This window comes from Devosia sp. A449 (assembly GCF_054489375.1).
Window position 1 is genome coordinate 67,177 of the sequence record NZ_JBTMWU010000004.1, and the last position, 13,366, is coordinate 80,542.

At 61.1% G+C, this 13,366-nt stretch carries 12 protein-coding genes; 8 read left to right on the plus strand and 4 right to left on the minus strand.

The genetic code is table 11. From position 1 onward, the window contains the following. Positions 1-704 precede the first annotated feature (704 nt). Genes ACX3OW_RS12770 through ACX3OW_RS12780 form a run of 3 tightly spaced genes read left to right on the plus strand, consistent with a single transcriptional unit; the run spans position 705 to position 3,457 of the window. Complete coding sequence (locus ACX3OW_RS12770) at positions 705-2,687, plus strand: SpoIIE family protein phosphatase (protein ID WP_459096165.1); 1,983 nt, start codon at positions 705-707, stop codon at positions 2,685-2,687. Beyond that, the gene (locus ACX3OW_RS12775) at positions 2,674-3,009 is read left to right on the plus strand and encodes an STAS domain-containing protein (RefSeq protein ID WP_459096166.1); all 336 of its coding nucleotides are present in this window, start codon (positions 2,674-2,676) and stop codon (positions 3,007-3,009) included. Before ACX3OW_RS12770 ends, ACX3OW_RS12775 begins: the two co-directional genes overlap by 14 nt. Positions 3,010-3,022: 13 nt before the next feature. Next, positions 3,023-3,457, plus strand: coding sequence for an ATP-binding protein (locus ACX3OW_RS12780; RefSeq protein ID WP_459096167.1), 435 nt, complete (start codon positions 3,023-3,025; stop codon positions 3,455-3,457). Here ACX3OW_RS12780 and ACX3OW_RS12785 read toward each other — a convergent pair. The 4 genes from ACX3OW_RS12785 to ACX3OW_RS12800 form a co-directional block, all read right to left on the minus strand. Further along, entirely contained in the window at positions 3,437-3,907 is a 471-nt protein-coding gene (locus ACX3OW_RS12785; RefSeq protein WP_459096168.1) for a hypothetical protein, read from the minus strand. The genes ACX3OW_RS12780 and ACX3OW_RS12785 overlap by 21 nt on opposite strands. 32 nt (positions 3,908-3,939) lie before the next feature. Further along, positions 3,940-5,784, minus strand: a complete 1,845-nt coding sequence (locus ACX3OW_RS12790; RefSeq protein WP_459096169.1) for a glycosyltransferase family 2 protein — start codon at positions 5,782-5,784, stop codon at positions 3,940-3,942. A gap of 183 nt (positions 5,785-5,967) precedes the next feature. Beyond that, complete coding sequence (locus tag ACX3OW_RS12795) at positions 5,968-7,110, minus strand: amidohydrolase/deacetylase family metallohydrolase (RefSeq protein ID WP_459096170.1); 1,143 nt, start codon at positions 7,108-7,110, stop codon at positions 5,968-5,970. Positions 7,111-7,130: 20 nt separating this feature from the next. After that, on the minus strand, positions 7,131-8,036 hold the full coding sequence (locus tag ACX3OW_RS12800; RefSeq protein ID WP_459096171.1) for a 2-dehydro-3-deoxygalactonokinase: 906 nt from the start codon (positions 8,034-8,036) through the stop codon (positions 7,131-7,133). A gap of 103 nt (positions 8,037-8,139) precedes the next feature. Between ACX3OW_RS12800 and ACX3OW_RS12805 the strand changes: the two genes are divergently transcribed. The 5 genes from ACX3OW_RS12805 (at position 8,140) to ACX3OW_RS12825 (ending at position 13,366) form a co-directional block, all read left to right on the plus strand. Beyond that, positions 8,140-9,066: a dihydrodipicolinate synthase family protein gene (locus ACX3OW_RS12805; protein ID WP_459096172.1), complete on the plus strand. Its 927-nt coding sequence runs from the start codon at positions 8,140-8,142 to the stop codon at positions 9,064-9,066. Further along, positions 9,063-10,235 carry a mandelate racemase/muconate lactonizing enzyme family protein gene (locus tag ACX3OW_RS12810; protein ID WP_459096173.1) on the plus strand — a complete coding sequence of 391 codons (1,173 nt, stop codon included), beginning with the start codon at positions 9,063-9,065 and terminating at the stop codon, positions 10,233-10,235. Before ACX3OW_RS12805 ends, ACX3OW_RS12810 begins: the two co-directional genes overlap by 4 nt. Positions 10,236-10,253: 18 nt before the next feature. Continuing rightward, positions 10,254-11,558 carry an ABC transporter substrate-binding protein gene (locus ACX3OW_RS12815; protein ID WP_459096174.1) on the plus strand — a complete coding sequence of 435 codons (1,305 nt, stop codon included), beginning with the start codon at positions 10,254-10,256 and terminating at the stop codon, positions 11,556-11,558. Positions 11,559-11,620: 62 nt separating this feature from the next. Continuing rightward, positions 11,621-12,526 (plus strand): carbohydrate ABC transporter permease, encoded by a 906-nt coding sequence (locus ACX3OW_RS12820; RefSeq protein WP_459096175.1) that lies wholly within the window; start codon positions 11,621-11,623, stop codon positions 12,524-12,526. A gap of 9 nt (positions 12,527-12,535) precedes the next feature. Continuing rightward, positions 12,536-13,366, plus strand: coding sequence for a carbohydrate ABC transporter permease (locus ACX3OW_RS12825; protein WP_459096176.1), 831 nt, complete (start codon positions 12,536-12,538; stop codon positions 13,364-13,366).

The window sequence follows — 13,366 nt, forward strand, 5'->3', positions numbered from 1 at the left end:
TGGTGGCGCTGGTGACCGGACTTTCGGATTGCAGTTGTGGCGATATGGCCGTCGGTGCATGAGGTTGCCCAGGTTGTGGACTCAGACTTTGAGGGGAGGAAATTGCCGTCGTCACCAAGGTGGGCGCGGGTGGTGATGCTGGCGCCTGATGATCGCTGTGTCGTATTTGGCGCCCGGCTGCGTCCAAAGGCGGCCGGCAAAACGCGCTTGGTGCCGCCGGTGCTGTGCTTCTCGTCGGCATGCTAAGCGCTATTTCCGTTCGAAGGATTTCGAATTCATGGGCAGCGATGCGCTAGAAATCCCGATAGCGCTCGGCGATCAGGAACGTTTCGATATTTTTCGAAAACTTCTGGGACCTCCAGGACTGACCACAGGCGAGCTGGTTGGTGGTTGGGCCGTATCCACGACTCGACTCGCACCATGTCAGAACATTGGAGAGAGCGAGCGTGGTCCGGTCTGAACGGTCAAGCAGGCACAAAAGCGAAGTGGTTTTGATGAAGCCATGTCTGCGTTTTCCCACTGGACGGGTCAGGTTGCCGAGAAGGCCTTCTGCGACAGGCGACGCTGTCGGGGCGCGCAGAAGCTGCCCGCCCAAAGCTGAAGTCGACGGCAGCGGCTGGTCCAGCTACAAGGGCAAGGTGCTGCGCCTGCAGTTTGAGAGGGGAGTCCCGTAGACACTATCGCCTAGTAACCAGCGGAGCCTCATGAAGATTCGCCATATTATCCTGGGTCTGACGCTGGCGCTCGGGCTGGCGCTCGTCGTCGTGGCGGCAACGCTGGTGCAGGAGGAACTCGCCCGGGTCGATAACGCGCGGCGCCTGGAAGCCTCCAACAGCGTTCGGGAGCGATTGCTTGTGGCAAGCACGGCCTTGGCCCAGGAGCGGACCAGAAGTTATGTCCAGCTGCTCACAGGCGATCTTGTAGTTTCCCATGATTCTGGAACAGCCCTGCGCGCGCAGGTGGATCTTGCGTTGCTCGAAGCCAGGCGAGAACTCATAGAACAACAGGCCTATCTTCAGGGCGCCAGCCCTGCCGTTGAGCTTATAGCCAGCTTGGAGGGGCGACTACAGGCCAATCGCCGCTCTTTGGACGAGTTGCTCAGCGAAGCCCCAACCACAATCGAAGTTGCCGCCTCGTGGCTCGACAGTGTCACTGCACTTGTGGAGGTCATCCAGTCGTCTCGCCTAGACTTGCTCCGCAATAACCGACCGATCGATCCGGTGATCTCTGCCGAAGCCAATATCCGCTCATTCACGGATGTGCTGCACGAGGCGGTTGCCTACAACGAGGCCATTGGCGTGGCACTGCTGACCCATGGCAGCGCAGGTGAACGGCGGCTGCTGGTCACCATGGAACGCAATATCGGGCGCATAGAACTTGCATGGCAACTCGTCGATGATGAGGTGACAACCATGCTGCCCAGCGACGTTAGGGGAGCAATCGCCGCTGCATATGAGATTTACGCGCGCACCTACAATCCCCTCCAGGTAACGCTCATCAATGCCGCGCCAAACTTGACACGGCCGATCTTGCTGCGGTCATGGACGCAAAACTCAAAGAACAGCCTCGACAGTTTGAGCGTTCTGCAGCGTACCCTGCTGGACAGCTCGCGTGTTCGCTTGGCAGGGCTGGTCAGGCAAGCGCAACAATCGGCCATTGGCGTCGCGTTGCTTGCGGTCCTCGGGGCATTGGCAGCTGCGTTGATCGTGCTGGTTGTGAGGCGACGCATCACGCAACCTCTGATGCAGGTCAGCGAGGCAATGGTGCGCTTGGCAGCAAACGACCTCACCACACCAGCACCGCGTGCGCGTAGCCGAGATGAGGTGGGCCAGATGACCAACGCGTTGCGCACCTTCAAGGCCAATGCCATCCAGCGTCAACGCACCCAGTTGGAGCTGCAACAGCTCCACCTGAGCTTGCAGGAAACTTATGATCAACTCCGCCGCGACCTCGAGGCCGCGGCCAGGATTCAACAGGTCATGCTGCCGGCACCGGGAACTATCGATAGCGTGCGACACAGCGGGTTTTACATGCCATCGAGCCTGATTGCCGGCGACACCTACAATGTCACCAGAAAGCCCGACGGCACAGTAGGCTTCTTCCAGATCGATGTTGCCGGTCACGGCGCCGCCGCCGCGCTGGTGTCCGTTGCCGGTCAGCACACGCTCTCGCAGGCTCTCCTCACCCGGCGTGAGGGCGAGTCGCTGGAGCAGGTGCTCGCCACGGTCAACGAGCAATGGCCGGCCGACCTCCCCTATTTTACCACCATCTTCGGCGAGATCGACGCCACCGAGCCCCGCGCGAAGATTGTCCAGGCCGGCCACCCGTGCCCGGTGTATATCCGCTCCGATGGCACCGTGCAGCTCTTGGGTGAAAGCGGATACCCCATCGGCATGCTGTCGCAGGCGAGCTACGATGGCCTGGAGATCGAGTTTGGGCAGGGAGATCGGCTGCTGATCTACTCCGACGGCGTCGTGGAAACCGAGAACCGAGCGGGTGAATTCTATTCCCAGGACCGTCTCCTGGAACTCATTGAAAGCCATGCATTGCTGCCGATCGATGACATTCTGGCAATCCTGCAGACTTCACTGCGGAATTGGCGGGGCGGCGCTACTCTTACCGATGACGTGAGTGTACTCATCGTCGAGCGCAAAAACCCCTGGGACCCTAAAAATGCTTTCCACTGAGACCGTCGACGACATATTGATCATCAAGGTTGAAGAAAAACGCCTGGATGCCCATCGGGCGCCAGCGTTTAAGGACAAGGTCGGGGGGCTGATTGAAAAGGGCGCCAGCCGCCTGGTGTTGGACTTGCACCTCGTGGAGTTCGTCGATAGCTCAGGTTTGGGAGCGATCGTCTCCTGCCTCAAGCGCCTTGGGCCGACCGGAAACCTCGTGATCGTCGGCGCCAACCTGCCGGTGCGCCGTCTCTTTGCCTTGACGCGAATGGACCGCGTCTTCTCCATGCATGACACCACGGACGCTGCTATTCTTAGCCTGAACTCCTAGGGGGCGCTTCGCCATGAGTGCAGCAATTAGCCTCCAGATAGACAGTGACCTGGGCAGCGTCGAGCTCGTCGCCCGGGCCGTGCGCGCACTTTGCTCCGAAAAGCTCGACGATGGCATGCTGGCCGATGTGGAGCTCAGCGTCGTGGAGGCCATCAACAACGTCATCAAGCACGGCTACCGGGGAGAAAAGGGCCAGTCCGTCGAGGTTAGGATAAATATCCGGGCCGACCGGCTTGTGATCGATATCTTCGACAAAGCCGCCCCCATGCCGGATCGTCTCACCTCCGAGACTACTCCCCTCGATTTCGATCCCGAGAACCTGGAATTGCTGCCCGAAGGCGGCTTCGGGCTGGAGTTGATGAAAATGACGATGGACGAGGTCAGCTATTCATCCACCTCGGGCGTTAATCGCCTGACCCTGACCAAGCTATTCAGCGCTGGTGCCTAGCAGCGACAGTACGCGCGACTCGAACTCAGGAACGGTGGCAGCCAACAGGCCGAGCGCAGGTGCCAGTGCCCACACTTCTTGTGGGTTGCCCGCCTCGATCAAGGCAAGCACCGCGTCCGCTTCTTGCTTTTGGACCTCCGCGGGGCCTACGCCAAATGCCAGTCCAAGGACGGCAGCATTGAGCATTCCGGCGCGGTTGGTCGGCGCACCGGGATCGTCGGTAAAGGCCACCCGATTGTTGTCGATCGCGAGACGAACCGCCACCGTCAGATTATCTGACCGAGGCTCCAAAGACTGCCCGCTCATGCCCGCTTCTGCCACGACCTGAGCGCGGATGCGTTCCGATGTGTTGAGCGTTTCAAGGTAGATAATAACCGCCATGGAACACGCCAGCGCCAGCAGAAAGGCGATCTGCCCACGGGCCCGCAACAAACCTTCACTAAACTTCATTTACGGCCCCACTCAAAAAGCGACCATGCCGGCTACGCATGCATCTTGCCAGAAACGATGTCGGCCTCAAACTCAGGGTCGGGCTGCCAAAACGCTGCGCGGATGATTGGCGCCATAGAAAGGCTATTGCTCAGCCCCCACAAGGTGTTGGCGATAATAGCCCCTAGGGTATAGCTGGGATTCCCGAGCGCAAATGCGCCCCAGCCCCATCCCAGTCCGGCCAGCGTCAGCACAACCACAGCAATTTGCCACCTGACCAGCTTGCCATAGGTGCCTATTTGCCGATCCTTCGGCGTGACGGGAAAGGAAATCTTCTGGCGTCGCATGACCGCCCAGAGCGCCTTCAGGTTCAGCGGGAAGGTCGCCAGATACCAGGCCCGCCCCTTGCTATTGGAATTGCCCCACGCGCCGACCAGCCTCGAGAGTTCGTTGAGAAGCAGGAACGGAATGATGTGGATGAAGAAGTCCAATGTGTAGCCTGCAACCGGGGCGATGCCGGTGAACAGGAACACGATAGGGGCCGCCAGGAAGATCACGTTCCAGATCGGCGACAGATAGGAATAGAACGTCGCCGCATACATGAGCTTCTGAAACGGCGTCAGGCCCTTCCTGAGAAAGGGATTATCGTTGATGAAGATGTCGAGAGTGCCACCGGCATACTTGAACCGCTGCAGCGTCCAGCTCAGCAGATCGTTGGGCGACAGCATTCGCGCCTGCACCACCGGGTGCAGCACCGACTTCCATCCCCGCTCCCGATCCGCATGCAGCGCCAGAGAAGTATAGATGTCCTCCGAGACGTGGAACTTGTACGGCTGGAACTCCTCGTCCAGCGCACCTTGCCAACGCATGGCGCCACGCAGCGTATCAGAGATCGCCTTTTCTCCCGTCAAGCGGCGCGCAGCCGCTTCGTTGCGGCCGGCTGTGGTCTCGATGGCATCCGACCACTGGCGCAACGCCCCTTCCATCACCGCCTCGCGCCGGTGAATGGAGCCGGCACCACAACAAAAGCTCGCATTGGCCCAGTTACGGCGGCGCTGGATGACGTCGAAGAACAGTTGCGGGTCGTTGGCGAACGGGTCTTCACCCAGCTGGACCGGACCGATCAGCTTCTCGATGCCGCGGCCCAGCGCCTCGCCCGCTTTCCCCAGCCAGCGCTCGAGTTTAGCCGGCAGCGGAGTGCCCGGAGGCACGTCATAAAACCATTGCGGCGTCTGAACCCAGGCCATTTTTGGATCGCGGAAATAGCCCAGCGTCTGTTCCAGAAAGCTGGGAAAGGGGATCATGTCGGCATCGCAGATCAGGATGAAATCGCCGGAGGTCAGCGCCATCGCATTGCGCAAATTGCCCGCCTTGAACCCGACATTTTCGGCGCGCGTGATGTAGTTGGCACCCTCCTCGCGAGCCACTGCTTCCATGGCGGCCCGCCTGCCGTCATCGAGCACATGCACCTGCAAATCTATGGGATACGGGTACCGCAGCTGCTTCGCCGCCTGCAGTCCCTGCCGCACTAATTCGGGGTCCTCGTTATAGGTAGCAAAAAAAACGTCCACAGAAAGGGGCCGCTCCAGCACATCGGGATCGTCGCTGCAATCACCTGTGCTTTGCGGTAGGGGCGGGGCCTTGGACGCACCGGCAGACCAGAGATTGATGGTGAACAACAACAAGCCAATAAACGCAGCCGTTTCGGCCACGATCAGTGGGATTGAAAACCACAGTGCATCAAAGTTGATCGAAAAGAGCCAGCGCCACCCAATATACCAGGCACCGAAGATCAGGCAGGCCGTACACAGGAACTGCCACAGAGCTTCGTGCCATACAGAATATGGCAGCGGCACCCAGGGCTTCTGATCCTGAAAGCGGGAACGGGAACGGGACATTCGACCTCCTGCTTTAAAGCCCAGCGACGTCAAGCGTATCCAGTATGCCCGCTATCCGTCTGATTTAGCCAGGAGCAGACTAACAGCTTACGGCCCCATTTGGGCATCGCTGATGCCAAGTGAGGTTTTGCGAATGCTGACGTCATGCTGTGCTGGTGCGCGAGCCCCGCTTTTGGCTCAAATCTATCGAACAGCCTCACGCCAAATTCCCGCTTTCGCAGTGCCGCGCGGCGTGAGGGATTTTGACGCCACCAGCAGCGCGCCGAGGCTGTCGAGCAGGTCGCGGGGTGTCTCCTCAATCGCGAAAATGCTGGCGTCTCCCTCAGCTCCTACTGTCAAGCTTCCCAACTCTGGGCGACGCAGCGCCTTGGCGGCCCCTGTGGTCGCCATGGCCACGACGCTCGGCAAATCGACTCCGAGCGCAATGGCCTTGTTCATGGTCGTGAGCAGGTCAACGGCCGGGCTCTGGCGGTTGAATAGGTGCACATCGGACGAGATGACATCGGGCAGGAATCCGGCACGTTGCATCCGCCCGAAGGCGGCATAGTCAAACGAACCGCGGCCATGGCCGGTATCGAAAAAGACCCCGCGTTCGCGCGCTGCGAGGCACGATCTGTTCACCTCCCCACTCCGCGGCGAGACCACGGCGTTAGGGTAGGGCCGGCAGCAATGGGTCAGCACGTCGCCCGGCCGCAACAGGTCGGCAATTTCGTCAATGGTCGGGGGCGGCATCTCCACATGCACCATCACCGGCAGGTCCAGCTCTTCGGCTGCTTGCAGGGCGAGCTTGAGCGGGTCGATGACGCTGTCGCCGCTGGAGCTTGGGCCAACGCGGGCCTTGATCCCGACGATGATATCACGATGGTCCCGCGCGGCTGCCACGCATTCGCGGACCCCCAGCAGGCGCCGTTCCCAGCCTTCGCCAACTGACAGCGCGCCGCCAAACCCGAAAATCCCCGCAAAGGAAATGTTGAGATAGGCGAGGATGCGAACGTCGGCGCGTTCGATCACATGCTTGCGGAAGCCGGCGATATTGGCCGCACCAGCACTGCCGGCATCCACCAGGGTGGTCACAGCGGACCCGCGGGCCAGTTCGTCGGGATCGACCCCCAGAGAAGTGCCGCCGACATAGACATGGGTGTGCAGGTCGATAAGGCCGGCGGTCACATATTGCCCCCGAGCATCGACTACCGCTGTGGCGGTTGCGGTTTCAGGGACGTCGATTGCGGCAATCTTGCCGCCGGCAAATGCCAGCGAGCCTATCCGGTCGAGTCCCTGAGCCGCATCAAGAAGGTGGCCGTTCCTGATAATAAGGTCGTAGTGCATCTGATCCCCCAACGGCCGAACTATTCAGAAATGGCCGATTCGGCGCCAATGGCCAGAGCGCCGCGCAGGGCCGTGTCGTCGGCAGCAATTTTTGCCTGTAGCCCAATGCTTTCGGCGGCGTATCGGTAATCCTCCACCTGGTCATCGTCTCCCACGATGTCGATGGTATCGCCGTTCCGCCACCAGCCCGCATTGCGCGCTTCGACAAACTCCCAGCCGATCAGCAGGCCGCGCAGGTAGTCGCCGATTTCGGCGGGCGCAACCAAGCCGGCCAGCCAACCGGTGCGCATGGCGAAGAGCCGTGTCAGCAGCCCATGGCTGCCCGGATCTGCAGCGCATTTCAGGCCGCGCGAGAAGGCCTGCCAGTCGCGTTCGGCTGGCTGAGTAGAAATTCCGGCCAGGCCCGAATGCTTCAGGAGTAGTGCCGATAGTTCACCGGTGATGAAGGTGCGGAAACGCGCAATCTGGCCGCCTTCGACGCGAACCCATTTGCCATTGTTACCCGGCATCACCGCGACGGCGTCCCGGTGCAGGCCATGGCCAACCAGCTGCGCTTCCTCGCCGCGCATCACATCTGCAAAGGGAGTGGCGCTTGGGTCGCATAGGCCGGGGATCAGGGTTACTCGGTCCCCATTGGCCAAGGTTAGGTGGCGTACGGCGCGGGCGATTTCCTTGAGGCCTGCCGGGGCGGGAACATAGCACATCTCAATCCAGCCCGTGCGGCTGCCGACCATCCCTGCAGCCAGAATGTGCAGTGGACCATGGGCCAGGCGCCAGGGCGCGAGGACGTCGTTGAGAATGGCCTCGTGGCGTCCGCTCGCCTGCCGCAGCCCGTCATCGGTACTGAGCCGATCAATGATCTCGTCGGCATTTCCGATCAGCTGTGCCTCCAGCCTGGCCGCACTCCAGTCGATGACCACGCGCATTTCCGTCTCCTCCGCTTCGTTGACAGCCTCTAGCATTTCATAATATGGTCCACAATAACAAACATAGGATCCACTATGTGGACCAAATTGAGGAGCTGCCACCTTGCTACAAGGCATTCTGCCCGTGCTGCCCACGCCCTATCAGGATGATGGTGCTGTCGATCCCGCTGCCATGCGGGCGCTTGTTGAGTTTGCCATTAATGCTGGCGTGCAGGGGGTGGTCTTTCCTGGCTTTGCCAGTGAAGTTGAGGCGTTGAGCGATGATGAGCGCATCAGCCTGATGCGCGTTGTGGTCGATGCCAATGCCGGGCGTGTGCAGCTCATTGCCGGCGCCAGTGCGCCGACCGTTGAGGCCGTGGTGCGCTTTGGTCGGGAGGCCCTCGATATGGGCATTCGTTACCTGATGATTCAGGCGCCCAAGGAGGCCGGCACCGAGGCTGCGGAGGTCACTGCTTTCTTCCGTGCCATTTCCGAAAGTCTGCCCGGTGCGGAGATTGTGCTGCAGAATGCGCCGCTCCCCCGAGGCTCCGACCTGTCCCCGGAAACGCTGTTGGCCGTGGTCCAGGGCGTGCCCGCGATCACCTATGTAAAAGGCGAGACGCTACCATCCGGCCCGGCCATCTCGGTGCTGCAGGCCAATCCGCCGGCGCATCTGGCCGGTATCATTGGTGGCGGTGGTGCGCGCTACGTCATCGATGAGTATGAACGTGGCGCTTGTGGCACCATGCCGGCATTGGAGTTGGCCGATCTGCATGTGCAGCTCGATAGCGCCTGGCGCCGTGGGGACAAGGCGCGCGCCCGCGAACTCTACTCGCGTTCGCTGCCGCTCCTGCTGCTGCAGGCCGTGTATCGCATGCACCTGACCAAGCATGTGCTGCAGCGCCGCGGCGTCATCGGCACCACGCTGGTGCGCGCCAAAGGGGCTGCGCCCGACGTCATGGCGGTGCGCGATATCGATAGTTGGCTAGCCGAGATCGTCGATATCTTTACTCTGGCCCCACTCAGCAATCACGCTGGAGAGCCCGCATGAGCGACCGCGTCAAATCGGTCATCCCCTATGTCCTGACGATTCCGCGCGATACGCCCTATCTGGGGGCGTTGCGGCCGGGCGAAACGATCAATGCCCAGGGCTATTTCGTGCGCAAGGGCAATCAAACGGTCTATCCGACGGTTGATCGCAGCATCCTTGTGCGCATCGAGACCGAAAACGGAGCGGTTGGCTGGGGTGAGACCTATGGCATCGTGGCGCCCGGTGCGGTGCTCGCCATCATTAACGAATTGCTGGCGCTGTTCGTGATCGGACGCGACCCAATGGAGGTCACCGCCATCCATGATGATCTCTATGGCCTGATGCGAGTGCGCGGCTATACCGGCGGCTTCTATCTCGACGCCTTGGCCGGCATTGATTCGGCGCTTTGGGATCTCGCTGGCAAGCTGGTGAACCTGCCTTTGTCGACGCTGCTCGGCGGCAAGCGCCAGGAGCGCATTCCGGCCTATGTCTCGGGCCTGCCGCAGCCGACGCGCCAACAGCGCGCTGGCTTCGCGGCTGAATGGCGCGACAAGGGGTTCTCTGCTTTCAAGTTCGCCTCGCCGGTGGCCGATGACGGCGTGGTCGCGGAAATCGCTACACTGCGTGAAGCGCTCGGGCCCGATATCCGCATCGCCTGCGATATGCATTGGGCCCACACCGCCGAAGAAGCCGTGGGGCTGATCTGCTCCATGGAGCCACATGGCCTGTGGTTCGCCGAAGCTCCGGTAAAGACCGAGGATATTTCGGGGCTCGCTCATGTTGCCGCGAACGTCACGACAACTGTCGCGGCGGGGGAAGAGTGGCGCACGGTTTACGATCTGGTGCACCGGGTCGAGCGGAGGGCCTGCGGCATCGTTCAGCCCGAGATGGGCCATACCGGGATCACCGAGTTCATGCGCATGGGCGCCTATGCCCAGGCCAACCATCTGCGCGTCATCCCACACGCAACGATCGGCGCCGGCATCTTCATGGCGGCAAGCCTGCATGCCAGCGCCGCACTGGCAGCTGTTACCGACCACGAATACCAGCATTCGATTTTCGAACCCAACCGGCGGTTGGTCACCGGCGACATGGATTGTGCCGCCGGCTTCTACAGCGTGCCGACGGGGGCGGGCCTTGGCGTCGAGCCCTCCAAGGAAGCGCTGGCACTACTCAAAGAACAAAACTGAAATCAGGAGGAGAAGTTGATGTTCGCAGGACTGACAATTGCGCGGGGAGGGCTGCGCAAATTCGGACTGGCCTTGGCCGCGTCCACGGTATTGGCGCTTGGCGCGCTGTCGCCTATGCAGGCGGCGGCACAGGAAACGGTGCTGAAATTCGTTTCCTGGCAGAATGACGAGCCCGGCGTGGGCGGCTGGTGGGCAAGCGTGATCGAGGAGTACAAGGCGCAGCACCCCGGCGTCGAGATCGAATGGACCAAGGTGGAGCGGGCGGCATTTGCCGACACCATGACCACCCTGTTCGCCGGCGGCTCCCCGCCGGATATCGTCCACCTCGCCTCATTCGAATTCCAGCGCTTCGCCAAAGAGGGCTGGCTCGAAAATCTTGCTCCATGGGTCGAAAAGAGCGGGACCAGCCTCGACGGCTGGGCAGGTCAGAAAACCTGCGAGCTCGACAATGAGACCGTCTGCGTGATGATGCTCTATTTCGGCTACATCATGGCCTATAACGAGGCCATCCTGACCGCCGAAGGACTGGCCCCGCCGACCAATTATGCCGAGTTGCTTGAGGTGGCGCGCAAGACCACCAAGGATCTCAATGGCGACGGCATTATCGATCAGTTCGGCCTGCATCACCCCACCAAGGTGGGCGGGGGCCAGTATGTCACCGAAATGCTGAACTATGTGCTCGATGCCGGTGGTCGCTGGACCAATGCCGAAGGCCAGGTGACCATCAACACCCCCGAAGTCATCGAGGGTCTGACCCGCTGGAAGACTGTCGTCACCGAAGGCCTGATGCCACGCGATCTGTCCTCGGGCGAAACCCGTCAGTTGCTCGCTGATGGCAAGATCGCTGTCGGTCTTGACGGTCCCTGGCTGGTGCCGATCATCGCCAAGGGCGCGGCAGCGGCCGATGTAAAGATCGTCGCCGATCCGCTCAGCCCGCCTGTCGGCGGCTCTTCCAACGTGCTTGGCATGTCCAAGGATATTTCGGACGAGCACAAGGCGTTGGTATGGGATTTCATCGCCCTGGCGATGAGCGATACGTTCCAGTCGAGCTATGCAACGCTGGCCGCTTCCCCCGCCCCGAGCCCGCGCGCCGACATTGCCGAGGCCACAGCGGTGACCCCGGAGTTCGGCCTGCTCGTGGACGCTGCCAAGGCGGCCTCTGCTGCTGGCATCGACCGCATCCCGGCCGGTCTTGAGGTGCAGTACAACGAGTTTGCCAAGATGGTGATGGAGGAAAGCCAGCGCATGATCATTGAAAACCTTGATCCTGCCGCTGTCGCCGCCACCATGCAGGCACGCGCGGAAGAGCTGCAGAACCAGTAGGCTATAGAAATGGCCGGTCGGCCTTAGGTTGACCGGCCATCCCGCAATCCCGGAGTGCGCCCATGAGCCGCCTTCCTCTTCTCGACCTTGCGCGGCCAAGTCGCCGACATTGGTTGGGCTATTTGCTGCTGGCCCCGGCCGTGGCGCTTATTGCCTTGATCATCATCTACCCGCTGATTGTTTCGTTCGATATATCGTTCCAGAAGGTCGACATTGTCCGGCTGGACAGACGCGCTGCCTTCACGTTCGCCAACTACCAGCAGCTGTTCACCTCGGCGGAGTTCTGGAATTCCTGCTGGGTTACGCTAAAGCTCGTGGTCGTGGTGACCGGCTGTTGCGTGGCGCTTGGGCTGGCGACGGCCCTGTTGGTCAACAACCGTTTTCGCGGCCGCACGCTGGCGCGCCTCCTGGTGGCGCTCCCGTGGGCCGTCCCCGAGATCATCGCGGTGGTGATCTTTGCCTGGATTTTTGATTCATCGTTCGGCCTGATGAACTGGCTGTTCTTCCGGCTGGGACTGATCGATCAGACCATCAACTGGTTTTCCGATCCCAACGCTGCCTTCACGGCGGTGGTCGTCACCATGGTCTGGAAGGGCTACCCCTTCGTGTCGATCATGGCGCTTGCCGGCCTGCAGTCCATTCCCGAGGACTATTACAACGCCGCCCGCGTCGACGGCGCCAATGCCTGGAATCGCTTCACCAACATCACCATTCCCTCACTGATGCCGGTGCTCGGCGTCACTATGGTGCTGGTGCTGCTTTGGGTGTTCCGGGATTTCTCGATCATCAATGTGATGACCGGCGGTGGCCCGCTCAAGTCGACCCAGACCTTGTCCATCATGACCTACGAGCACGCGTTCGGCTTTTTCAAGATGGGCTACGCCTCTGCTGTTGGCGTCCTGACGCTGGTGTTCTGCGTGTTGGCAAGCCTGCTGATGATCGGCCGCGAGGCCGACGGCATCTACTGAGGAAAGACCATGACCAGACGCCGTCTCAATCTCGTGCTGATCTATGCCGGCGTGGTGTTCACCTGCGCCATCCTGCTCTTCCCCATCTACTGGCTGGTGGTCACGGCTTTGTCCAAGCCCATCGACCTGCGGGTGTTGCCACCCAATTTCTGGCCCGAAGTCCCGCAATGGCAGGTCTTTGCCAAGGTGCTCAATGATCGCCCATTGCTGACCTGGCTGGGCAATTCGACCCTCGCCGCAGTTGGCGCGGTGACTCTGTCCATGTCGGTATCGATCTTTGCCGGCTACAGCCTCTCGCGGTTCCGTGTACGGGGCGGCCAGTCGCTGGGTCTGTTCATCCTCACCGCCAAAATGTTGCCTGCAACGCTGCTGGTGATCCCGCTGTTCGGCATTTTCCGATCGGTCGGGCTGGTGGGTAGTCTGTGGTCGGTTATCCTGGCGCAGGCCACGCTGATCGTGCCCTTCACCACCTGGATGCTGAAGGGCTATTTCGACACTATTCCGCGCGAGCTGGAGCAGGCCGCGATGGTCGATGGTTGCTCGCCTTTGGGCGCGCTGTTCCGCGTTATCCTGCCGGTCGCGACCCCGGGGCTGGCCGCGACCTGCCTCTATGGTTTCGTGCTGTCCTGGTCGGAATATGCCTATGCCCGCACCTTCCTCACCAGCGCTCAGAACAACTGGACCGCAAATCTGGGACTGACCACCATGAAGGGCGAATATGTTTCGGACTGGAACGAGATTTCCGCGGCCGCCATCATGGTCGCCATTCCCGTCCTCCTCATCTACCTTTTCCTCGAACGCTACCTGGTCAGTGGGCTGACCGCCGGTGCGGAGAAATAA